Source organism: Streptomyces sp. NBC_00029, from assembly GCF_045160505.1.
Taxonomy (GTDB): Bacteria; Actinomycetota; Actinomycetes; order Streptomycetales; family Streptomycetaceae; genus Streptomyces.
This window is the reverse complement of the sequence record NZ_CP108292.1, coordinates 1,901,360-1,923,575: the sequence shown is the minus strand read 5'-3', so window position 1 is coordinate 1,923,575 and position 22,216 is coordinate 1,901,360. Positions and strand designations below refer to the sequence as shown.

The 22,216-nt window shown below is 71.8% G+C and carries 25 protein-coding genes; 11 read left to right on the top strand and 14 right to left on the bottom strand.

Features of this window, described 5'->3' with window-relative positions; all coding sequences use genetic code 11:
- Positions 1-8 precede the first annotated feature (8 nt).
- Together OG753_RS09300 and OG753_RS09295 are read right to left on the bottom strand one after the other, a co-directional pair.
- Positions 9-239, bottom strand: coding sequence for a DUF397 domain-containing protein (locus tag OG753_RS09300; protein ID WP_327261336.1), 231 nt, complete (start codon positions 237-239; stop codon positions 9-11).
- A 12-nt stretch (positions 240-251) separates the two neighbouring features.
- Complete coding sequence (locus OG753_RS09295; protein WP_327261335.1) at positions 252-1,130, bottom strand: helix-turn-helix transcriptional regulator; 879 nt, start codon at positions 1,128-1,130, stop codon at positions 252-254.
- Positions 1,131-1,326: 196 nt separating this feature from the next.
- Here OG753_RS09295 and OG753_RS09290 point away from each other — a divergent pair, with 196 nt between their 5' ends.
- The gene (locus OG753_RS09290; RefSeq protein ID WP_327261334.1) at positions 1,327-1,776 is read left to right on the top strand and encodes an ATP-binding protein; all 450 of its coding nucleotides are present in this window, start codon (positions 1,327-1,329) and stop codon (positions 1,774-1,776) included.
- A gap of 45 nt (positions 1,777-1,821) precedes the next feature.
- On the opposite strand, the gene OG753_RS09285 is transcribed toward OG753_RS09290, so the two are convergent.
- Positions 1,822-2,214: a VOC family protein gene (locus tag OG753_RS09285; protein WP_405788047.1), complete on the bottom strand. Its 393-nt coding sequence runs from the start codon at positions 2,212-2,214 to the stop codon at positions 1,822-1,824.
- A 312-nt stretch (positions 2,215-2,526) separates the two neighbouring features.
- On the opposite strand from OG753_RS09285, the gene OG753_RS09280 reads away from it, so the two are divergent.
- The 7 genes from OG753_RS09280 (at position 2,527) to OG753_RS09250 (ending at position 8,985) form a co-directional block, all read left to right on the top strand.
- Complete coding sequence (locus tag OG753_RS09280) at positions 2,527-2,829, top strand: urease subunit gamma (RefSeq protein WP_327261332.1); 303 nt, start codon at positions 2,527-2,529, stop codon at positions 2,827-2,829.
- Between the two features lie 15 nt (positions 2,830-2,844).
- Entirely contained in the window at positions 2,845-3,156 is a 312-nt protein-coding gene (locus tag OG753_RS09275; protein ID WP_327261331.1) for an urease subunit beta, read from the top strand.
- Positions 3,149-4,870, top strand: a complete 1,722-nt coding sequence (locus tag OG753_RS09270) for an urease subunit alpha (RefSeq protein WP_405788045.1) — start codon at positions 3,149-3,151, stop codon at positions 4,868-4,870. Before OG753_RS09275 ends, OG753_RS09270 begins: the two co-directional genes overlap by 8 nt.
- A gap of 36 nt (positions 4,871-4,906) precedes the next feature.
- Positions 4,907-5,581, top strand: coding sequence for an urease accessory protein UreF (locus OG753_RS09265; protein ID WP_405788043.1), 675 nt, complete (start codon positions 4,907-4,909; stop codon positions 5,579-5,581).
- Between the two features lie 22 nt (positions 5,582-5,603).
- Entirely contained in the window at positions 5,604-6,299 is a 696-nt protein-coding gene (ureG, locus tag OG753_RS09260) for an urease accessory protein UreG (protein ID WP_327261328.1), read from the top strand.
- 50 nt (positions 6,300-6,349) lie between these two features.
- The gene (locus tag OG753_RS09255) at positions 6,350-7,114 is read left to right on the top strand and encodes an urease accessory protein UreD (RefSeq protein ID WP_405792584.1); all 765 of its coding nucleotides are present in this window, start codon (positions 6,350-6,352) and stop codon (positions 7,112-7,114) included.
- A 191-nt stretch (positions 7,115-7,305) separates the two neighbouring features.
- Entirely contained in the window at positions 7,306-8,985 is a 1,680-nt protein-coding gene (locus OG753_RS09250; RefSeq protein WP_327261327.1) for an alpha/beta hydrolase, read from the top strand.
- A gap of 70 nt (positions 8,986-9,055) precedes the next feature.
- On the opposite strand, the gene OG753_RS09245 is transcribed toward OG753_RS09250, so the two are convergent.
- The 6 genes from OG753_RS09245 to OG753_RS09220 form a co-directional block, all read right to left on the bottom strand.
- Positions 9,056-9,766, bottom strand: coding sequence for a lysophospholipid acyltransferase family protein (locus OG753_RS09245; RefSeq protein ID WP_327261326.1), 711 nt, complete (start codon positions 9,764-9,766; stop codon positions 9,056-9,058).
- Between the two features lie 84 nt (positions 9,767-9,850).
- Complete coding sequence (locus tag OG753_RS09240) at positions 9,851-10,009, bottom strand: hypothetical protein (protein WP_327261325.1); 159 nt, start codon at positions 10,007-10,009, stop codon at positions 9,851-9,853.
- Between the two features lie 32 nt (positions 10,010-10,041).
- A complete protein-coding gene (locus OG753_RS09235; RefSeq protein ID WP_327261324.1) occupies positions 10,042-10,998 on the bottom strand; it encodes a cytochrome c oxidase assembly protein in 957 nt (318 codons plus the stop codon).
- A 102-nt stretch (positions 10,999-11,100) separates the two neighbouring features.
- Entirely contained in the window at positions 11,101-12,126 is a 1,026-nt protein-coding gene (locus OG753_RS09230) for a 6-phosphofructokinase (protein WP_327261323.1), read from the bottom strand.
- Between the two features lie 215 nt (positions 12,127-12,341).
- Positions 12,342-13,070 carry a type 1 glutamine amidotransferase gene (locus OG753_RS09225; protein WP_189973550.1) on the bottom strand — a complete coding sequence of 243 codons (729 nt, stop codon included), beginning with the start codon at positions 13,068-13,070 and terminating at the stop codon, positions 12,342-12,344.
- A 19-nt stretch (positions 13,071-13,089) separates the two neighbouring features.
- Entirely contained in the window at positions 13,090-14,328 is a 1,239-nt protein-coding gene (locus OG753_RS09220; RefSeq protein WP_327261322.1) for a MurT ligase domain-containing protein, read from the bottom strand.
- Positions 14,329-14,451: 123 nt separating this feature from the next.
- On the opposite strand from OG753_RS09220, the gene def reads away from it, so the two are divergent.
- Positions 14,452-15,018: a peptide deformylase gene (gene def / locus OG753_RS09215; protein ID WP_327261321.1), complete on the top strand. Its 567-nt coding sequence runs from the start codon at positions 14,452-14,454 to the stop codon at positions 15,016-15,018.
- Between the two features lie 92 nt (positions 15,019-15,110).
- On the opposite strand, the gene OG753_RS09210 is transcribed toward def, so the two are convergent.
- Positions 15,111-15,755, bottom strand: coding sequence for a TetR family transcriptional regulator (locus tag OG753_RS09210; protein ID WP_327261320.1), 645 nt, complete (start codon positions 15,753-15,755; stop codon positions 15,111-15,113).
- 216 nt (positions 15,756-15,971) lie between these two features.
- On the opposite strand from OG753_RS09210, the gene OG753_RS09205 reads away from it, so the two are divergent.
- On the top strand, positions 15,972-17,201 hold the full coding sequence (locus OG753_RS09205; RefSeq protein ID WP_327261319.1) for an acyl-CoA dehydrogenase family protein: 1,230 nt from the start codon (positions 15,972-15,974) through the stop codon (positions 17,199-17,201).
- Here the strand turns inward: OG753_RS09205 and OG753_RS09200 are convergent.
- Together OG753_RS09200 and OG753_RS09195 are read right to left on the bottom strand one after the other, a co-directional pair.
- Entirely contained in the window at positions 17,198-18,016 is an 819-nt protein-coding gene (locus tag OG753_RS09200; protein WP_405788039.1) for a hypothetical protein, read from the bottom strand. The two genes, OG753_RS09205 and OG753_RS09200, sit on opposite strands and share 4 nt — an antisense overlap.
- A 62-nt stretch (positions 18,017-18,078) precedes the next feature.
- Entirely contained in the window at positions 18,079-18,516 is a 438-nt protein-coding gene (locus OG753_RS09195; RefSeq protein WP_327261317.1) for an SRPBCC family protein, read from the bottom strand.
- Between the two features lie 155 nt (positions 18,517-18,671).
- Here OG753_RS09195 and OG753_RS09190 point away from each other — a divergent pair, with 155 nt between their 5' ends.
- On the top strand, positions 18,672-18,857 hold the full coding sequence (locus tag OG753_RS09190) for a DUF5999 family protein (protein WP_030388211.1): 186 nt from the start codon (positions 18,672-18,674) through the stop codon (positions 18,855-18,857).
- A gap of 155 nt (positions 18,858-19,012) precedes the next feature.
- On the opposite strand, the gene OG753_RS09185 is transcribed toward OG753_RS09190, so the two are convergent.
- Both OG753_RS09185 and OG753_RS09180 read right to left on the bottom strand, forming a co-directional pair.
- Positions 19,013-21,109 carry an ATP-binding protein gene (locus OG753_RS09185; protein WP_405788037.1) on the bottom strand — a complete coding sequence of 699 codons (2,097 nt, stop codon included), beginning with the start codon at positions 21,107-21,109 and terminating at the stop codon, positions 19,013-19,015.
- Positions 21,110-21,171: 62 nt separating this feature from the next.
- On the bottom strand, positions 21,172-22,146 hold the full coding sequence (locus OG753_RS09180) for a fibronectin type III domain-containing protein (RefSeq protein WP_327261315.1): 975 nt from the start codon (positions 22,144-22,146) through the stop codon (positions 21,172-21,174).
- Between the last annotated feature and the right edge of the window lie 70 nt (positions 22,147-22,216).

Below are 22,216 nucleotides of genomic sequence, written 5' to 3'. Positions count from 1 at the left end.
GGGCGACGCTACGCGTGCGCGTCGGCCCGTACGGAGGCGAGGAAGCCGGTCCAGACGGGCCCGGTGAAGAGCACGGCCGGGCCGTCCGTCCGCTTCGAGTCACGGACGGCCAGCAGGCCGCCGGGGCCGTCCCGCAGGACGGCCGCTTCCACGCAGTTGTTCATTCCGGTGCTGCGGCTGCTCCGCCGCCACCGCGCGCCGATCAGAAGTCCGCCGGGGGATAAGGGGGTTGCGGACACGGGGGTGCCTCCTTACGCGTCGTCAGCGAGTGAGCTGATGAGATCCGACGAGTCCTGGGGCGAGAGGGCGTGCTCCTGGATGGTGCGGAACGCGGCGCCGTACGCCTCAAGGTCTTCCTTCCGCTCGAGATAGAGGCTACTCGTCAAATGGTCGAGTACCACCACATCCAGATCAGCGATGTCCGGAAATGAAAAAATAACGAACGGTCCGGTCAGGCCGAGATGCCCTCCGACGCTGAACGGAAGCACCTGCAGGCGTACTTGAGGCAGTCGGGACACCTCCACCAGGTGTCGCAATTGCCCCGCCATCACCCCCGGCCCGCCGATCTGCCGGCGCAGCACCGCCTCGTCCAGTACGGCGCTCAGCTCCAGCGGCGGATCGGCCCGCAGCACCGACTGCCGCGCCAGCCGTACGTCGACCAGCGCGTCCACCTTCGGCTCCGGCAGCCCGCCCAGCGCGGCCCGGGTCACGGCCCGTGCGTACCCCGGGGTCTGCAGCAGCCCCGGCACCACGGAGAGCTCCACGGTGCGGGCCGAGCGGGCCCCGGCCTCCAGACTGATGAAGTCCCGGTACTCCTGCGGCAGCAGCCCCCGATAGTCGTGCCACCACTGGCGGCCGCGCCCGCCCGCAGGGCCCGGGCCGGCGGCCGAGGCCGACAGGGCCTCCAGCAGCGCCCGCTGCTCGGGGCTGACGATCTCCCCGTACGCGTCGAGGAGCAGCCGGATGTCCTCCGGCTTCACGCCGCTGCGGCCTGTTTCGATACGGCTGATCTTCGACTGGTGCCACCCCATGATCCGGGCCGCCTCACCACTGGTGAGTCCGGACCGGTCGCGCAGGGCACGCAGTTCCTCACCGAGCTTGCGTCGGCGCACCGCGGGACCGTGCTGCACACCCGCCTCCTTCCACCGGCACAGCTCGCACCAGTCTGCCGTCCAAATACGCTCTTCCGTAGCAGAGTTCACCGCATCGAGCGACAGATATATGCATATCTTGGGGGAAAGGCAGATCTGACGGCACGATGGGTGGCACTCTGGCGTCCAGCACAGATCCGGGGCTTTTCGCCCCGGTGGGAAAGGGACCGTCGCCATGGCAGATCACCAGGAAGCATCCGTCACTCTGCCGAGCGATCCCGCCTCGGTCGCCACTGCCCGACGCTATGTCGCGGAGGTGCTGGGCGAATGGGGACTCCCCGATGACGCCGACACCGCCGACAGCGTCCGGCTGATCGTCTCGGAACTGGCCACCAACGCCGTACAGCACACTTTCGGCAAGTCGCCCACCTTCACCGTCGACATCCGGCTGGAGCGCCAGGAGTGGCTGCGCGTCGGGGTGACCGACAGCCACCCGCGCTGGCCCAAGCGGCTCCCGGCCGCCGTCCAGCAGGACAACGGCCGGGGCATGGTCATCATCCGCTGGCTGACGGCGGAGGCGGGCGGCCGGCTCTCGGTCACCCCGACCGAGGACGGCGGCAAGACGGTGTGGATCGCGCTCCCCTGGAGCGTCGGGGCTCCGACGCCGAGCGTCACCGGCTGCTGACCTGCAAGGCCGGGGCGCGGACCCGGACCGGGACTCGGATCCGGCTCAGGCGAGGCCGCGTTCGGGCGCGCTGCGCTCGATGCACAGCTCATTGCCCTCGGGGTCGGCGAGCACCACCCAGCCCGCCACGCCGTCCGCGTCGCGGCGGTCGTCCACGAGCTTCGCGCCGAGCCCGATCAGGCGCTCGACGGTCTCGTTGCGGGTGCCGGTCGGCGGCTGGATGTCCAAGTGGACGCGGTTCTTCACGGACTTGGAGTCCGGGACCCGGATGAACAACAGGCCCGGAACCCCCTGCTGCCCCGACTCCAGCATGACCTCGTCGTCACCCTCCACGTCGTCGGGGTGGATCGCGAAGCCGGTCACGGCGGACCAGAACTCGGCGATCCGGTAGGGGTCGAGAGCGTCGAAGGTGATGTGCCTGACGGCGTTGACGAACATCTGTCTCCTCGATGAGATCTGTCTGCGGTGCTGTATACGGAATCGGGCCCGTGGGACAACGGAGTTGAACCGGGTACCCGCCCGAAACCTGGGTTAACCCAGCGGAAAAGCGCGGGGCTTAGCGTGGCGGCCACGTTCGACCGCCAATGATCATCCATGATCCGGTAAAGCGGTGGTGGTCGGGACGGAAAGCCTTTCCCCGTGTTGGGCAAGAGACGCTTGGCTCGGATATGCGCAGGTCAACAAAGTGTTGACGACCGGTAGGGTCGCCCCGCCCTTCGTTGATCTTGTCCCGGAAACTTGGTGATACGCGTGCAACTGACACCGCACGAGCAGGAGAGACTGCTCATCCACGTGGCCGCCGATGTGGCCGAGAAGCGCAGGGCGCGCGGGGTCCGCCTCAACCATCCGGAGGCGATCGCGCTGATCACCTCGCACCTCCTGGAGGGGGCCCGCGACGGCCGGACCGTGTCCGAGCTGATGGCCTCGGGCCGCACCGTCCTGACCCGCGAGGAGGTCATGGAGGGGATCCCCGAGATGATCCACGACGTCCAGGTCGAAGCGACCTTCCCGGACGGCACCAAGCTCGTCACGGTCCACGACCCGATCGTCTGAAACGGAGTGCCCCGCATGATCCCCGGCGAAATCGTCCACGGGAACGGCGCGGTACCCCTCAACGAGGGCCGCCCCGTCACCCGCCTCACCGTGCTCAACGCCGCCGACCGGCCGGTCCAGGTCGGCTCCCACTACCACTTCGCCGAGGCCAACCCCGGCCTCGACTTCGACCGCTCCGCCGCCCGCGGACTCCGGCTCGACATCGCCGCCGGTACGGCCGTCCGCTTCGAGCCGGGCATCCCGGTCGCGGTGGAACTCGTACCGCTGGGCGGGCTGCGCACCGTACCGGGGCTGCGCGGGGAGACCGGAGGGCCGCTCGATGGCTGAGCTCTCCCGCCAGGTGTACGCCGACCTCTTCGGGCCCACGGCCGGCGACCGGATCCGGCTGGCCGACACCGACCTGTTCGTCGAGATCGAGCAGGACCTCGCCGGAGGCCCCGGGCGGGCCGGCGACGAGGCCGTCTTCGGCGGCGGCAAGGTGATCCGCGAATCCATGGGGCAGGCCCGCACCACCCGGGCCGAGGGCGCCCCCGACACCGTGCTCACCGGGGTCGTCGTCCTCGACCACTGGGGCATCGTCAAGGCCGACCTCGGCATCCGCGACGGCCGGATCTGCGGCATCGGCAAGGCCGGCAACCCCGACACCATGGACGGCGTCGACCCCGCACTGGTCATCGGCCCCGAGACCGAGATCATCGCGGGCAACGGGAAGATCCTCACCGCCGGTGCCGTCGACGCCCACGTGCACTTCATCTCCCCGACGGTCATCGAGGAGGCGCTCGCCTCCGGGATCACCACCCTCGTCGGCGGCGGGACCGGACCGGCCGAAGGGACCAAGGCCACCACCGTCACCCCCGGGCCCTGGCACCTGGCCCGGATGTTCGCGGCCCTGGAGGCCTACCCGGTCAACATCGGCCTGCTCGGCAAGGGCAACACCATGTCCCGCGAGGGCATGCACTCCCAACTGCGCGGCGGCGCCCTCGGATTCAAGATCCACGAGGACTGGGGGGCCACCCCCGCCGTCATCGACGCCTGCCTGGGGGTCTGCGAGGAGACCGGCGCCCAGGTCGCCATCCACACCGACACGCTCAACGAGGCAGGCTTCGTCGCCGACACCCTCGCAGCCATCGGCGGGCGGACCATCCACTCGTACCACACCGAGGGCGCGGGCGGCGGGCACGCACCCGACATCATCACCGTGGTCTCCGAGCCGAACATACTGCCCAGCTCCACGAACCCCACCCGGCCGCACACCGTCAACACCGTCGAGGAACACCTCGACATGCTGATGGTCTGCCACCACCTCAACCCGGCCGTCCCCGAGGACCTCGCCTTCGCCGAATCGCGGATCCGGCCCTCGACCATCGCCGCCGAGGACGTCCTGCACGACCTCGGGGCCATCTCCATCATCTCCTCCGACTCCCAGGCCATGGGCCGCGTCGGCGAGGTCGTGCTGCGCACCTGGCAGACCGCCCACGTGATGAAGAAGCGCCGCGGCTTTCTCCCCGGCGACGGGCCGGCGGACAACCACCGGGCCCGCCGCTACGTCGCCAAGTACACGATCAACCCCGCCGTGGCCCAGGGGCTCGCCCGCGAGATCGGCTCGGTCGAGACCGGCAAACTGGCCGACCTGGTGCTGTGGAACCCCGCCTTCTTCGGGGTCAAGCCCGAACTCGTCATCAAGGGCGGCCAGATCGCCTACGCGCAGATGGGCGACGCCAACGCCTCCATCCCCACCCCGCAGCCCGTCCTGCCCCGCCCGATGTTCGGCAGCCACGGCCGCGCGCCCGGCCTGAACTCCCTGAACTTCACCGCGCAGGCCGCGCTCGACGACGGGCTGCCCGAACGGCTCGGCCTGGGCAAGCAGTTCGTGGCCATCGAGAGCACCCGCAAGCTGAGCAAGGCCGACATGCGGGGCAACGACGCCATGCCGAGGGTCGAGGTCGACGCCGACACCTTCACGGTCACCATCGACGGGGAGGCCGTGGAACCGGCGCCCGCGGCGGAACTGCCCATGGCCCAGCGCTACTTCCTGTTCTGACCTGTTCTGATCTGTTCTGAGACGAGGATTCCTGCGATGAGCCGCGCCGCGCTGCTCGTCCTCGCGGACGGCCGCTTCCCCGCCGGGGGCCACGCCCACTCCGGCGGGGCGGAGGCCGCCTGCAAGGCGGGCCGGATCCATGACGCCGCCACCCTGGAGGACTTCTGCCGGGGCCGGCTGCACACCGCCGGCCTCACCGCCGCCGCGCTCGCCGCGGCCGCCGCCCTCGGGCTCGACCCGGCCGTACTCGACGCCGCCGCCGATGCCCGCACCCCCTCGCCGGCACTGCGCACCGCGGCCCGGCGGCTCGGGCGGCAGCTGATGCGCGCCGCCCGGGCCACCTGGCCCGCCACCGAACTCGAAGCCCTGGCCGAGGCGTTCCCGCGCGGGGCCCACCAGCCCGTGGTGCTCGGAGTCACCGCCCGGGCGGCCGGGCTCGGGCCCAAGGACGCCGCGCACGTGGCGGCGTACGAGAGCGTCGGCGGGCCCGCCACCGCGACGGTACGGCTGCTGGGCCTGGACCCCTTCGAGGCGAGCGGGGTACTGGCCCGTCTGGCCCCCGAGCTCGACGCCGTCGCGGCCCGGGCGGAGCGGGCCGCGCTGCGGGCCCGCTCACAGGGCCCGGACGCGCTGCCCGCGGCCTCCTCGCCACTGCTGGACATCTCGGCAGAGGTTCATGCCGACTGGCCGGTACGCCTCTTCGCTTCCTGACCCCCCGAAGGAGACACCCCCCATGCACCTCGACCACGCGGTGACCTACCCCCACCGGCACACGCGCAGCGCCGATCCCCTGCGGCCCGACGGCACCCGGCGGGCCCTGCGCATCGGACTCGGCGGACCCGTCGGCTCCGGCAAGACCGCCACCGTCGCCGCCCTGTGCCGCGCGCTGCGCACCGAACTGTCCATGGCCGTCGTCACCAACGACATCTACACCCGTGAGGACGCCGAGTTCCTGCTCCGCGAGGCCGTCCTGCCGCCCGAGCGGATCACCGCCGTCGAGACCGGCGCCTGCCCGCACACCGCCATCCGCGACGACATCTCCGCCAACCTGGAGGCCGTGGAGGAACTGGAGGACGCCTTCCGGGAGAACGGCCGACTGGACTTGATCCTCGTCGAGTCCGGCGGGGACAACCTCACCGCCACCTTCTCCCGCGGACTCGTCGACGCCCAGATCTTCGTCATCGACGTGGCGGGCGGGGACGACATCCCCCGCAAGGGCGGCCCCGGCGTCACCACCGCCGACCTCCTCGTCGTCAACAAGACCGACCTCGCCCCGCACGTCGGCTCCGACCTCGACCGGATGGCCCGCGACGCCGCCGCACAGCGCGGCGAACTCCCCGTCGCCTTCCAGTCCCTGCGCGGCCCCGAGGGCGTCGGCCCGGTGGCCGCCTGGGTGCGCGAGCGGATCGCCGCCTGGTCCACGCGGTGAGCGGCGCGACCGGCACCACCAGCACCGAGGACACCGAGCAGGCGCCTTCGGTGCCCCCGGCCGGGCTGCGCGCCACCGCCCGCATCCATGCCGTGGCCGACGGCCGGGGCGGCACCGCCCTCCCACTGCTCGCAGGGGAGGGCCCGCTCGCGCTGCGCCGCACCCGCTCGGATTCGGCCGCCCGGGCCGGGGTCGTGCTGGTCGGCGCGATGAGCGCCCCGCTCGGCGGGGACCACCTCACCGTCGAGGCCACCGCCGGCCCCGGGGCGCACCTCGCGCTCTCCTCGGCGGCGGCCACGCTGGCCCTGCCCGGCCGGTCGGGCAGGCCCGCACGCTACGACGTGCACCTCACCCTGGAGGACGAGGCGTCGGTGCGGTGGCTGCCCGAGCCGCTGGTCTCGGTGCGCGGCAGCGACCTGAGGGTGCGCACTCACGTCCGGCTGGCTCCCACCGCACGCCTGGTGCTGCGCGAGGAGCAGGTACTGGGCCGCACCGGGGAGGCTCCGGGCCTGCTGCGCAGCCGTCTCACGGTCGACCGTGGCGGGCGTCCCCTGCTGGACCAGGAGCTCGCCTGCGGCCCCGGCGCACCCGGAGGCTGGGACGGCCCGGCGGGCCTGGCCGGACACCGGGCCCTCGGCCAACTCCTCGTCGTGGACCCCGCCTTCGCCGGGGCTCCGCCCGCGGCGGCGGTCCTGGGGGAGTTCGCCGCCGTGACACCGCTGGCCGGTCCCGCCGTGCTCGTTACGGCCCTGGCCCCGGACGCCCTGCGGGTGCGCGAGCTGCTCGACGTGGCCTGCCGCACCTACGGCCGGTGAAAGCGGGACGCATCAGGCACCGCTCAGCGGTACACGCCTTTCCGGTTATCGGGTTGGCAAAGAAGTCGATCCGGCCCTGTCGCCGGGTCCCGGTCAGAAGACAAGATCCCTCTGCACCCCGACGACCGAATCCGACCGACCCGACCAACCAGGCCGCCCACGGCGGCATCTGACGCAGGGGGAACAACCACGTGATACGCAACGCGGCGCTGGCGAGCGCCGCCACACTGATCACCGGAACGCTCGCGGCGAGCCTGCTGCTGGCCCCGCCGGCCGTGGCGGCCTCCGCCTCCGCCGACCACGACATCAGGCTGCCGGAGGCCCTGGGCGTGCAGATCGCCGCCGCCCGCGCCGCCCGCACCGGGATCGACTGGAAGGACTGCCCGGCCGACTGGGGCCTGGAGAAGCCCATCCAGTGCGGCTGGGTGAAGGTCCCGCTCGACTACGCGAAGCCGTACGGCAAGACCATCGACATCGCCGTCGACCGGATCGGCAGCACGGGGACCAAGGAGGAGCGCCAGGGCGCGCTCGTCTACAACCCCGGCGGCCCCGGCGGTTCCGGCATGCGCTTCCCGCGCCGCGTCACCACCAAGAGCCCGCTGTGGGTCAATGCGTCCAAGGCCTACGACTTCGTGGGCTTCGACCCGCGCGGTGTCGGTCACTCGGCGCCGATCTCCTGCATCGACCCGCAGGAGTTCGTCAAGGCCCCGAAGGCCGACCCGGTCCCGGACTCCGAGGCCGACAAGCGCGCCCAGCGCAAGCTCGCCGCCGAGTACGCGGACGGCTGCAAGGAGCGCAGCGGCGAGATGCTGCCGCACATGACCACGCCGAACACCGCGCGCGACCTCGACGTCGTCCGCGCCGGCCTCGGCGAGTCCAAGCTGAACTTCCTCGGCGTCTCCTACGGCACCTACCTGGGCGGGGTCTACGCGACCCTCTTCCCGACCCATGTGCGCCGCATGATCGTCGACAGCGTGGTGGACCCGTCGCAGGACAACATCTGGTACGAGGCCAACCTCGGCCAGGACGTCGCCTTCCAGATGCGCTGGAACGACTGGCAGGACTGGGTCGCCAAGAACGACGCGGTGTTCCACCTCGGAAACACCCGCGCCAAGGTCGAGGCCAAGTGGCAGGAGCTGCGCGCCAAGGCCAAGGCCAACCCGCTCGGCGGGATCGTCGGACCGGCCGAGCTCATCGGCTTCTTCCAGGGCGCCCCGTACTACGACTCCTCCTGGGTGCCCGTCGCCCAGACCTTCGCCGCCTGGGCCGCCGGTGACGAGCAGGCGCTCATCGACGCCATCGCCCCGGACATGACGGACGTCAAGGGCAACGCGTCCTCGGAGAACGGCAACGCCGTCTACACCGCCGTCGAGTGCGCCGACGCCAAGTGGCCCACCAGCTGGTCCAAGTGGGACCGGGACAACACCAAGCTGCACCAGAAGTACCCGTTCCTGACCTGGTCCAACGCGTGGATGAACCTGCCCTGCGCGACCTGGAAGTCCAAGCAGAGCACCCCGATCGCCGTCGGCGCCAAGCGCGGGCTGCCCCCGGTGCTGATCGTCCAGTCCGAGCGGGACGCGGCCACGCCGTACAAGGGCGCGGTCGAGCTGCACCGCCGCCTCGCCGGCTCGCGTCTGATCACCGAGAAGAACGCCGGCTCGCACGGTGTCACCAGCCTGCTGAACCCCTGCATCAACAGCCGGGTGGACGCCTACCTGCTCACCGGCAAGGTCGACGCCAAGGACGTGACGTGCGACCCGCACGCCACCCCGGTGGCCCCGGCCCCGGCCGCGGCGAAGTCGCTGTCGTCCGACGCCCCGGCCGGCCCCCCGGTCTTCCCGGCGCCGCAGGAGCTCCCCTCCGTCCGCTAGGCCCTGTCGGGACGGAGCTCCCCGCCCGTCCCTGGCAGGACGGGCGGGGAGCGGACGGGCGGGAGGAGGCTCAGCGCGCGGAGCGCCGGGCCTTCTTCCGCTGTTCCTCCTCCTCGGCCTTGACCTCGCCGGCGTACCGGTCGACGTACTCCTGGCCGGAGAGTCCGAGGATCGCGTACATGATCTCGTCGGTCACCGCCCGCAGGACGGCCCGTTCGCCCTCCATCCCGGCGTACCGGGAGAAGTCCAGCGGCTCACCGAAGCGGATCGTCACCCGCCGGATCTTCGGGATCTTCTTCCCGGGCGGCTGGATCTCGAAGGTGCCGACCATCGCGCAGGGCACGACGGGCACCCCGGCGCCCAGGGCCATCGCGGCCACACCCACCTTGCCCTTGTAGAGCCGGCCGTCGTGCGAGCGCGTACCCTCCGGATAGATGCCCAGCAGCTCGTCCTTGGCCAGCACTCCCAGCCCCTCGCGCAGCGCGGCCTGTCCGGCGTCCTTGCCCGACCGGTCCACCGGGATCTGCCCGGCGCTGCGGAAGAAGAAGGCGGTGAGCCGGCCCTTGACCCCGGGGCCGGTGAAGTATTCGGCCTTCGCCAGGAAGGTGATCCGGCGCTTGAGGATCGCGGGCATCAGGAAGTGGTCCGAGAACGACAGGTGGTTGCCCGCGACGATCGCGGCGCCCTCGGCCGGGATGTTCTCCAGGCCCTCGATCCTGGGTCTGAACAGCAGCCGCAGCATGGGACCGAGCAACACGTGCTTGAGCAAGTGGTAGAACACCAGGCCGCTCCTGTCGATATCCCGTTGTCACCGCCATTTTACGGACGGTGAGTCGCGGGATGCAGGGGGCGGACGAGACCTTGCTCAGACATTGCGCGAAGCGGCCATCCCGGCGGTCAGCAGCCCCAGCACCACCCAGCCGAACCACAGCCAGCCGTTGCTGCCGAGGGCCACGGAGTACGCGGCTACGGCCACCAGTGCGGCGAAGGTCATGACGGCCATCGCCTTAACGGATCCGGTCATGCCCCATGGTGGCGCGCGAAGGCGGGATCGCGCTACTGGCCACGCGCTTGGAGCGAGGCGAGATACGAGTTGTACGCCTCCAGCTCCTTGTCGCCGTTGCGGTCCTCGGCGCGGTCGGACCGTCGTGCGGCCCGCTGCTCGGAGTGGTACCACTGGTACACCAGGGCGATCAGGACCAGCACCGAGGGGATCTCGCTGAAGGCCCAGGCGATGCCGCCGCCCCACTGCTGGTCGAGCAGCGGGTCGATGCCGAGCGACGCCGGAGGGTTCGCGTACGTCTTGATCATCGGCTGGCTGGCCATCATCAGGGCGATGCCGAAGAACGCGTGGAAGGGCATCCCCGCGAACAGCTCCAGCATCCGCATCACATAGCCCGGCCGGTGCGGACCCGGGTCGATTCCCATGATCGGCCAGAAGAAGATCAGGCCGACCGCGAGGAAGTGGACCATCATCGCGATGTGCCCCGTGCGGCTCTCCATCAGGAAGTCGAAGAGCGGCGTGAAGTACAGCGCGTACAGGCTCGCGATGAACATCGGGATCGTGAACGCGGGGTGGGTGACCACCTTCATGTACCGGCTGTGGAGCAGCATCAGCAGCAGCTCGCGCGGCCCCTTGGAGCCGCGGGCGGCCGGCGGCAGCGCACGCAGGGCCAGCGTCACCGGAGCACCCAGCAGCACCAGGATCGGGGTGACCATGCTGATCACCATGTGCTGGACCATGTGCACGCTGAACATGACCATGCCGTAGTCGTTCAGCTTGGTGCACATCACGAGGATCACGGTCAGCACGCCCGCCGTGAAGGCGATGGTCCGGCCCGGCGGCCAGGAGTCCCCGCGCCGGCGCAGCCGCAGCACGCCCCACGCGTAGAGGGCGAGCCCGGCCAGGGAGGCGAACAGGAAGAAGGCGTCGAAGGAGAACTCCAGACCACGCCCGAGAGTGAACGGCGGCAAGTCCATGTTCATGTCCATGCCGTGCCCGCTGTGATCCATCTGTTCACTCCCTTGATGTGGTGCCCCACCACATTAGTGCCGCCCCCGAGCGCTCTTGCGCGCGGGGGCGGCCCAGGACAAAAGGGGCGCAGAACAGGGACGTCAGAGAACGGTCTGCGCCTCGTCGTACCGCTCGGCCGGAACCGTCTTGAGGGTCGAGGTGGCCTCGGAGAGGGGCACCATCACGATGTCCGTCCCGCGCAGCGCGGTCAGCATGCCGAACTCGCCCCGGTGCGCAGCCTCCACCGCGTGCCAGCCGAAGCGGGTGGCGAGCACCCGGTCGTACGCGGTCGGCGTGCCGCCGCGCTGGACGTGGCCCAGGATCACCGGACGGGCCTCCTTGCCCAGGCGGTTCTCCAGCTCCACGGCGAGCAGGTTGCCGATGCCGGCGAACCGCTCGTGGCCGTAGATGTCCTTGCCGCGCTCCTCGAAGTCCATCGAGCCGGGCCTGGGCTTGGCGCCCTCGGCCACCACGACGATCGCGAACCGCTTGCCCGCGGAGAACCGCTCGCCGACGATCGCCGTCAGCTCGTCGATGTCGAAGGGGCGCTCCGGGACGACGATCGCGTGCGCGCCCGCCGCCATGCCCGAGTGCAGGGCGATCCAGCCGGTGTGGCGGCCCATGACCTCCACGACCATCACGCGCTGGTGGGACTCGGCGGTGGTCTTCAGCCGGTCCAGCGCCTCCGTGGCGACCCCGACGGCGGTGTCGAAGCCGAAGGTGACGTCGGTGGAGGCGATGTCGTTGTCGATGGTCTTCGGGACGCCGACGATCGGCAGACCGGCCTCGGAGAGCAGGTTCGCGGCCTTCAGGGTGCCCTCGCCGCCGATCGGGATGATCGCGTCGAGGCCGAGGTCCGCGACGTGGCCGCGGGCGCGCTCCACACCGTCGCGCAGGTGCGCGGGCTGGACCCGGGAGGAGCCGAGGATGGTGCCGCCGCGGGCGAGGATGCCGCCGACGGCGTCGAGGTCGAGCTTGCGGTAGTCCGCCTCCAGCAGGCCCTTCCAGCCGTCGTGGAAGCCGATCACCTCATCGCCGTGGTCGACCACGGCACGGTGCACGACGGAGCGGATGACGGCGTTGAGACCGGGGCAGTCGCCACCGGAAGTGAGCACACCTATGCGCATGGCAGGAACGGACCTTTGCAACGTGGGCCGACGACCGGACCACGTCGTCCGGTTGGAACTACGGCCACCCTACAAGCGCCGGAGCGGTGGACTGAACCATCCTCCACATGCTGGTCGTACTCGTCGTACGAAACCACGTCGGCCCGGTTCCCCCTAGGGAAAACCGGGCCGAACACATGATTGCGGGGCCGCCCCGATGAGCGGTCCGGAGGGTGCTACGCGGGCTGCGTCGCGGCGGCGATGCGCTCCGCGCGCAGCGCCTCGTACCACCGGTCGTCTATGGCCGGCAGCGCGTTCACATCGAGGGCCAGCTTCAGCAGCAGGTCCGCGATCTGCGGGTTGCGGGCCATCACGGGGCCGTGCATGTAGGTGCCGAACACCGTGTCGTTGTACGCGCCTTCGGTGCCGTCACCGGTGCCGTTGCCGCGGCCCATGGACACCCGGGCGAACGGCCTGGCCGTCGGGCCGAGGTGGGTCACGCCCTGGTGGTTCTCGAAGCCCGTCAGCTGCGGCAGGTTCAGACGGGGGTCGATGTCCGCGAGGACGTCGCCGACGCACCGCTCGCCCTCACCGCGCACGGTGACGACGTCCAGCAGGCCGAGCCCCTCCTGGCGCTGCCCCTGGTCGTTGACGAATTCCTTGCCGAGGATCTGGTACCCGGCGCAGACGGAGAAGACGATCGCCCCGTTCGAGACGGCACGCTCCAGACCGCCGTCGCGCAGCAGGCGCTCCGCGGCCAGGCGCTGCGGACGGTCCTCGCCGCCACCGATCAGGTAGATGTCGCCCGAGGTGGGGATCGGCTGGTCGCTGCGCACGTCCACGCGCTGCACGTCCAGGCCGCGCTGGCGCGCCCGGCGTTCCACCACGAGGGCGTTGCCCTGGTCTCCGTACGTGCTCAGCAGGTCGGGGTAGACCCACACCAGACGCAGGCTGTTGTCGCTCATGCTCTTGTCCTTATGGGTACTAGTTGCCGACGCGGCGGCGCACGTCCTGGAAGGCGGTGTAGTTGGCGATCAGCTCGATCTGTCCGGGCGGCGCGAGCTGCACGGCCTCGTCGAGGCTCTCGCACACCCGGAAGTCCAGGCCGGCGACCTCGAGGCGGACCGCGAGGTCCAGCTTGCGGTCACCGATCACGAAGATCGGGTGACCGGCGAGGCGCGGGTAGTCCACGTCCCACAGCCAGGAGGTGTCGGTGCCGTCGGCGCCGCGCGCGTTCACCGAGAGGATCACCGGCGTCGGCGGCGGATCGATCAGCGAAAACGTTTCGAGCCAGCCCGCCGGGTTCTTCGCGAGCAGCAGCCGCAGCTCACGGCCCTGGAAGCTCACCACGTCGTAGCGGCCGGCGACGGCCTGCACCTGGTACATCCGTTCCAGCGCGACCTGCGGCGGAACGCCGAAGACGGCGGCGACGGCGGCCGAGGTGGCCGCGTTCGCCTTGTTGGCGCGGCCCGGCAGCTGGAGGTGGATCGGCCAGGCGCTGCCGTGCGGGTCCAGGACGTGGTCGCCGGAGAGCACCCAGGTCGGGGTCGGGCGACGGAAGCCGCACTCGCCGCAGAACCAGTCGTCGCCCGGGCGCTGCATGACGCCACCGCAGGAGGGGCACGACCAGGCGTCGTCCTTCCACTCCTGGCCGGCCGCGACCCACACCACGTTCTGGGAGGAGGAGGCGGACCACACGATCAGCGGGTCGTCGCAGTTGGCGACGATGACCGCCTTGGAGCCCTGGAGCCCCTCGCGCCACTTCTCCGCGAGCATGCGGGTCTCGGCGGCGCGGTCCAGCTGGTCGCGGGAGAGGTTGAGCAGGGCGATCACCTTGGGGGTGACGTCCCGGGCCACTCCGGCCAGGTACTTCTCGTCGACCTCGATGACGCCGTACTTGGCGTCCGAGCCGCCGGCCAGCGCGGAGGTGATGCCGGCCGGCATGTTGGCGCCGAGGGCGTTGGAGACGACCGGACCGCTGGCCCGCAGGGCCTCCGCGATCAGCCGGGTCGTCGTGGTCTTGCCGTTCGTCGCGGAGACGAGGACGACATCGAGATGTTGCGCCAGCGCGCCGAGAAGATCGGGGTCGAGCCTGAGTGCGACCTTGCCACCGATCACCGATCCGCTTCCGCGTCCCGCGGCCCGCGACACCGCCGCCGCGGCCTTGCCCGCCGTCACGGCCAGCTTGGCCCGCGGCGAAAGCGGCTCCGTGTTGCCTGCCATCGTCCCTTGTCCTCCTTGCGTCGGTCGGCCCCAGCCTATCCAGTACCGGCCGGAGCCTTGACCGCGGCGCCCCCGCCCCGCCGCGGATCTCCTCATATAGTCGCCCGTCGTAGGCTTACGGCCATGCGACAGCGCCCCATCCCCGGTACCACCGGCCTCGTCCGCACCATGAGCCTGCTGGGTGATCCGGTGCTCCACTCCGCGTGCGCGGAGGTCACCGAATTCGGCCCGGATCTCGACCGGCTCATCGAGGACATGTTCGCCACGATGTACGCCGCCGAGGGCGTCGGGCTCGCCGCGAACCAGATCGGCGTCGGACAGCGGGTGTTCGTCTACGACTGCCCCGACGACGAGGACGTCCGCCACGTCGGGCACATCGTCAACCCGCGGCTGGTGTCGGCCGACGGGGACGAGTTCCTGGGGCCGGAGGGCTGCCTGTCCCTGCCGGGGCTGGAGGCGGGCACGCTCCGCTTCGACCACGCGGTGGTGGAGGGAGTCACCTCCGACGGGGCGGCCGTCCGGATCTCGGGCACCGGTTTCTTCGCGCGGTGCCTGCAGCACGAGTGCGACCACCTCGACGGGACGGTGTACGCGGATCGCGTGACGGGCCTGCGAGCCCGTCGCCTGCGGCGTGCCATCCGCAAGACCCCCTGGGGTGCCGACGGCATTTCCGGCCTCGCCGGCGTTTGAGGCCCGGGGTCTGGGGCCGGGCCCCAGGAACCCGGCTCCGCCGGGCACCTGGCTCCGCCCGGACCCTCCCCCGGCTACCGCTGGGAGACGGCCTAGAAGCCCGGGCCGTCGGTGCGGTTGCCGGCGGTGGCGAGGCGGCCCCAGAGGAGGTCGGTGAGGCCCGCGACCAGTTCCGCGCGGTCGCAGGGGCGTTCGCCCAGCCACCAGTCGCCCGCCGCGTGCATCATGCCGACGATGCCGTGGCCCCAGATCCGGGCGAGCCGTTCGCCCCCGGGTCCGAGGTCCACCCGCTCGCCGATCACCTCGGCCAGCTCCTCGCCGAGCCGGCGCAGCAGCGGCGCCGAGTGCAGGCCGACGTCGAAGCCGCGCTCCGCGCTGTGGGAGTCCTCGGCCGGGTGCATGAGGAAGCGGTAGACCTGCGGGCGGGCCTCGATGGCGGCGAGGTAGGTGTCGAGGGTCGCCTCCACCCGGCGGCGGCGCTCGGCGGGGGCGTCGAGCGCGGCCCGCAGGGAGTCGAGCAGGGCGTCGGTGTGCCGGACGGCCAGGGCCTGGTAGAGGCCGGCCTTGTCCCCGAAGTGCCGGTAGAGGATGGGCTTGGTGATGCCGGCCTCCGCCGCGATCGCGTTCATGGAGGCCTTGGGGCCGTCCCTGAGCACGACCCGGTCGGCGGCTTCGAGCAGCTCCCGCCGACGGCGTTCGGCCGCTCCCGGTTCCCCGGTCTGCTGAGTGGTCTCCATGACGCGTTTCTCTCCCCGCCCTTGCGATGTGCCTGACGCCCACGCAACGTAACACCCGGCGCGCCCTGACGATCGAATCGGCGGACACCCCGTCCGGCTTCGTGGCTGTGGCGGCGGTGCTTGACAGTGCTTACTCGCCGGTAACAGACTGTGGCCTTCGCGTAGGTTACCGCTAGTAACTTCCGCAGTGGACGAGTACAGACAGGTGGAGGGGACATGGCGGAGTTCACCATGGAGCTGAACGACGACCAGAAGCAGGTACGGGACTGGATCCACGGCTTCGCCGCCGATGTGATGCGCCCCGCCGCCGCGGAATGGGACGAGCGCGAAGAGACTCCCTGGCCCGTCATCCAGGAGGCCGCCAAGGTCGGCATCTACTCGCTGGACTTCTACGCCCAGCAGTTCTTCGACCCGACGGGCCTCGGCATCCCGATGGCGATGGAAGAGCTCTTCTGGGGCGACGCGGGCATCGCGCTGTCCATCGTCGGCACCGGACTCGCGGCCATCGGCGTCGTCGCCAACGGCACCGAGGAGCAGATCGGGACCTGGATCCCGCAGATGTACGGGGACCAGAACGACGTGAAGGTCGCCGCCTTCTGCTCCTCCGAGCCCGATGCCGGCTCCGACGTCGGCTCGATGCGCACCCGCGCGGTGTACGACGAGGCCAAGGACGAGTGGGTGCTCAACGGCACCAAGACCTGGGCGACCAACGGCGGCATCGCCAACGTCCACATCGTCGTGGCCGTCGTCGACCCGGAGCTCGGAACGAAGGGTCACGCCTCCTTCATCGTCCCGCCGAACACCCCCGGCCTGTCCCAGGGCCAGAAGTTCAAGAAGCACGGCATCCGCGCCTCGCACACCGCCGAGGTGGTGCTGGAGGACGTACGGATCCCCGGTTCCTGCCTGCTCGGCGGCAAGGAGAAGCTCGACGAGCGCCTCGCGCGGGCCCACGAGCGCGCCCGCAGCGGCGGGGGCGAGCGCGTGAAGAACGCGGCCATGGCCACCTTCGAGGCCTCCCGGCCCGCGGTCGGCGCGATGGCCGTGGGCACGGCGCGCGCGGCGTACGAGGTCGCCCTCGACTACGCGAAGACCCGCACGCAGTTCGGCCGCCCGATCATCGACAACCAGGGCGTGGCCTTCCAGCTCGCCGACATGCGCACGCAGATCGACGCGGCCCGGCTGCTGGTGTGGCGGGCCTCCTGGATGGCCGTCGCGGGCCGGCCGTTCGAGTCGGCGGAGGGCTCGATGTCGAAGCTCTTCGCCAGCGAGGTCGCCAAGAAGGTGACCGCCCAGGCGGTCCAGATCCTCGGCGGCAACGGCTTCACCCGCGAGTACCCGGTGGAGCGCATGCACCGCGACAGCGCCATTTACACCATCTTCGAGGGCACCAGCGAGATCCAGCGCCTGGTCATCGCCCGGACGATCTCCGGCATGCCGATCCGCTAGGCGGCCCGGACGCCGGCGGGCGGGGCGCCGGGTGCCGGGACCGTACCCTGCGCCCGGCCCAGCCCGGTGAGGCAGAACGTGGTGAACGCGTCCGGGCCGTACTTGGGGTCGGCGATGTAATCGCCCGGGGCGCAGGGCGCACCGGCTGTGTCCGGCCCCTGGGTGACGCGGTACTCGGCGCGCGGCGAGGCGCAGGACTCGACGCGCAGGTCCTGTTCGGCCCAGTCGCCCTCGTTGCGCACGCACTGCCCGGTCGCCAGCCGAGGGTCGTCGACCACCATCCCGAGCAGGATGAGGGCGGGGACGGCCAGCAGGACGAGCAGGACCGGCGCCATGAGGATCAGCGCCGGGGCCCGGCGCCACACCGGCCTGCCGGGGTCGAGCGCGGGCCGGTGGCCGCCCGACGGCGGAGCGAGCCTGCGGTAGGCCGAGCGCGGGCCGAGGTTCATCAGCAGGGTCACCGGCGCGATGAAGACGGACAGGGGGCTCCACCAGCCCTGCCACAGGGTGTCCGACGACATGCGGCGGTAGGTGGAGAGCCCGCAGTCGCGGCAGAACGGTCCCCGCACACTCAGGAACCGCATCAGCACGACGATGCCCTGGTGGCCCCGTACGGTCGCGTGCGCGGCGGGCCACGCCCCGCACACCTGGCACCCGTACCGGCCCGGCTCCGGGTGCGCGCCGTAGGCGCCGTACGCGCCGTACGACGGCCCTCCGGCGTGCCCGGGGCCCGGAGGGCCGCTCTGCGGCGGGACGGGTGCGGTGTAGGGGTTGTACGGGCCGGCGCCGTTCTCCGGCTGTGGCGGAGTGGCCACGGGATCTCCTCGCTCGCGTCGTGATCACCGGCGTGGTGATCACGGCACGATAAGCCCTGCCGTCAGGGTCGCAGCAGCCGGGCGAGGGCCCGCCCGAAGAGGAACCGGCCCGCCGCCGCGACCAGGGGGTCCAGGGCGCGGGGGAGGCCCCGGAAGCGCAGCTCCTCGCGCCAGTGGATCTCCGAGCCGCCCGCGGCGAGGGGACGGATCTCGATCTCCGCCCAGCCCGTCACCGTCCGTCCGCGCTTCTCCAGCCGGACCAATCCCGACAAACCCTCCGCAGGGGGTCGCCAGACCACCACTTCCATGCGGTCGTCGAACGTGATCCTGCTCACGCCCGTGCGCGCCGTGAAGATCGTCCCGGCGTGCGTCGGGGGAGGCGTCTCGATGATCGTCCGGGTGAGGGGGACCTGTGCGCCGTGGCGCTCCCAGTCAGTGAGCCTCGGCCATGCCTCGACCGGCGGCAAAGACGTGTGGTGAACGATCCGGATAGCGGGCATGAGCGCATGGTAATCGGGCATACACACCCTGAACTGGACGGCGAATATGGGTTCCGTCCGGGGGCGGCGATCAGTAATACTCACCGCCACCGTGGATCGCGGAATCGACCGGGTGACCACCGGCGCTCCCGCCCCACTTCGCGAGGAGGTGCGCCATGTGCTCCCACCAGCCACCCTGCCCTACCGCCGACAGCGCCGATCACGACGCCGCCCGCATTGTGGCCTCTCACCCCGAACAGGGCTGGAGCCTGCTGTGCAACGGGGTCGTGATGTTCGACGACACCGGTGAACTGCTCCCCGACAGCCGCACGGTGGAACCCCGCCGCCCGGCCCTGGTCTGAGCGAGGAGGCAGCATGCGCCAGCAGCTGATCCGCAAGCCCGTTCCGAAGCCCGCCCCCCGAGACCTGGACCTGCGCACACCGTCGGGCAGACCCCTCCCGTACTGACGGGAGCCCAGGATTTAGGCAGTTCTCCAGGCCCACCGGCCGCCACCAGTCAGCCGGTGGGCGAAGCCGCGCCGCCCAGGAACGCCGTCTCGTAGGCGGCGTCCCCGATCGCCGCGCGGGCCTGCCGCTCGCCCCGGTCCCGCAGGGCCGTGAGCGAGGGCGAGCCCATCTGCGGCCGGCCCACCGTGCGCCACCAGGCGTGCGCGGTGCCCAGCAGCCGCGCCGCCAGTTCCCCGTCACCCAGCCCGGCCACCGCCGTGGCCAGCAGGTCCAGGCCCAGCGCGATGCCGAATCGGTCGCCGAGCAGGCGTTTTCCGGAGAGCATGGCCCGTACGTGCCGGGCCGCCTCCCCGTGGTCGCCCAGGCCCAGCGCGGCCACCGCCAGTACGTAGTCCGCGTACGCCCGCAGCCAGCGCTCGCCGAGCTCCGCGCACGCCTCCCGCAGGGCCCCCGCCTCCTCGGTCGCCTCCTCGAAGCGCTTCAGGTCGCACAGGGCGTAGCTGTTGGCCAGCCGGCACATCAGCCAGCCCGTGCCGCTCGTCCGCCCGCCGTGGCCCGCCCGGGCCCGGGGACCGGCGAGCCGCAGGGCCCGCACGGGGTCGCCGGGCATCAGGACGGACGACGCCGCGAGGTAGGCCGCACGCAGCTCCCGCTCGGGGTCCGCGAGCCGGGCCGCGTCCCGCGTGCACTCGTCCCCCAGCAGCCGGGCCGCGTCCATGTCGCCCTGGAGCAGCGCGGTGAGCCCGAGGGCCCACACGGCCTGGTTGTACGCGGTCCCCGTGCGCGGAGCGGCCCCGAGGGCCCGTTCCAGGAAGCCGCGGCCCTCGTTCACGTGCCCGCACGCGAACCAGTAGAACCACAGGGCCCCGGCCATCTCCAGGGCCGCCGTCGGGTCGGCGGTGAGCAGGTGTTCCAGGGCGGTGCGCAGCTGCGCGTGCTCGGCGGAGATCCTGCGGAACCAGTCCACCTGCCCCGGGCCCATCCAGCCCCGGTCGGCGGCCTGGGAGAGCGCCGCGTACCAGTGGGCGTGCCGGTCGGTGACGATCCCCGCCTCGCCGAGCTCGTCCAGCCAGTCCTGCCCGTACTCGCGAATCGTGTCCAGCATCCGGTAACGGGGCCCGGTACCGCGTTCCTCGGTGCGCAGGACCACGGACTTGGCGGACAGGCCCGCCAGTACCCGCTCCACCCGGGCGGCGGGCAGCGGGCCGCCCGAGCAGACGGCGCGCGCCGCGGCGATGTCGAAGTCGCCGGTGAAGACCGAGAGCCGGGCCCACAGCAGCCGCTCCAGCGGCTCGCACAGCTCGTGGCTCCAGCCGATGGTGGTGCGCATCGTCCGGTGCCGGCGCGGCTGGGCGGCCCGGGCGTCCGAGAGCATCTCGAAGCGTTGGCCGATCCGCTCGGCCACGTCCTCCAGCGACCACAACCGCATCCGGGCGCCCGCGAGTTCCAGCGCGAGGGGGATGCCGTCCAGGCGCCGGCACACCTCGGCGGCCACCTCGGTCCGGGCGGGGTCGGTGAAGACGGCCGCCGCCCGCGGGGCCGCGGCCAGGGCGCGGGCCCGGAAGAGGGCGAGCGCGTCGCTTTCGGGGCCGTCACAGGGCAGCGGCCGGACCCGCAGGACCTCCTCGCTCGGCATGCCGAGCGGCTCCCGCGAGGTGACCAGCACCGTCAGTCCGGGGGCCGACTGGAGGAGTTCGCCGACCAGGTGGCGGCAGTCGGCCACCAGGTGCTCGCAGGTGTCCAGCACCAGGAGGAGTTCCTTGTCGGCCATCCACGCGCACAGCTCCTCGTCGGGAGGGCGCGGGGAGTGGTCGGCGAGCCCGACCGTATGTGCGACGGTGGCGGTGAGCAGGCTCGGATCGCGCAGGGGGGAGAGCTCGACCCACCAGACCCCGTCGGGCCGCGTCTGGCGGGCGGTCGCGACCGCCCGCAGGGCGAGCCGTGACTTGCCGACCCCGCCCACCCCCGTGAGGGTGATCAGTCTTCGCTCGCGCAACAGGCCGTCGAGCAGCTGGAGTTCGCACTCCCTGCCGACGAAGCTCGCTGGTTCCGGGGGCAGGTTGCCCGGCACCGGGCAGGGTCCCGGACCGGGGTCGCCGTCTGCGGAGTCTGCCTGACTGTCATGGAACGAGTACTCACCGAACACGGATGTATTGTGCGCGATCTTCCCGTCCGGCCGTGCCGTTCAGGCCGGATCGGTGCCTTCTTTCACGCGGCGAGTGTGATCCGGCGCTCCGCGGAGAAGGATCCCCAGTTGCCGTCGGGGAGCCTGGCCCGCAGTTTCACGGCCCACACCGTGCCGGCCGGCTCGGTCACCGTGAGCCGGTGCTCGGCCCGGCCGCTGGGCACTGCACCCGCGCCGAACTGGATGACGGTGGTGGGCAGTCCGTTGACGTACAGCTCGTACTCGGTGGTCGGGCGGCCGGTGTCCGGGGCGGTCCAGGTCAGCGTGACCGTCCCCGGGGAGGCGGCCGCGGTGAACTCGGCGGGGGCGGTGCCCGGGCCGTCGCCGGACGCGGGCGGGGTCGTCACGTCGACCGCCGGGCCGTCGGGCGAGGAGTTGTCCGCCCCGTCTCGGGCCCGGACGGTGAGGGTGTAGACGGTGTCGGGCTGGAGGCCGTCGAGGGCGGTGCTGCTCTCGGCGGGGCCGGCGGTGTGGATCCGGACGCCGCCCTGGTAGACGTCGTAGGCCGTCACGCCCGTGTCGTCGGTCGAGGCCGTCCAGGACACCCGGGCGGAACGGGGGCCCGTCGCCCGTGCGGTGGTGGTGGCCGGGGCGGTGGGGGCCGTGCGGTCCTCGGCCTTGACCGCCGGGGTCGTCACGAGGGCGGCCGGGCCGGGCCCGGAGAGGTTCCCGGCGGCGTCCTCGGCCCGGACCGTGAAGGTGTAGCCGGTCTGCGGGGTGAGGCCGGTGATGTCCACCATGGTCTTCTCGGCGGGGAGTTCGCGGACCAGGTGGCCGGCCTCGAAGACCTGGTAGCCGATCACACCGTCGTGGTCGGCCGCCGCGTTCCACATGACGTGCACGCTGGTGGCGCTGCCGGCCTGGGCGGTCAGACCGGCGGGGGCGGGCGGGGGCTCGGTGTCGGGCGCGGTGCAGGCCGTGAGGCCGGTGAGGCCGAGCAGGCCGGTCAGGCCCAGGCCGGCCAGGCGGAGGGCGAGCGTGGGGGCGCTGCGTCGCACGGGGTGCCTTCCTCGGCTTCCTTAAAGGTCTAGACATATATGGCACGGAGCGCGGTGACGCCACAAGACC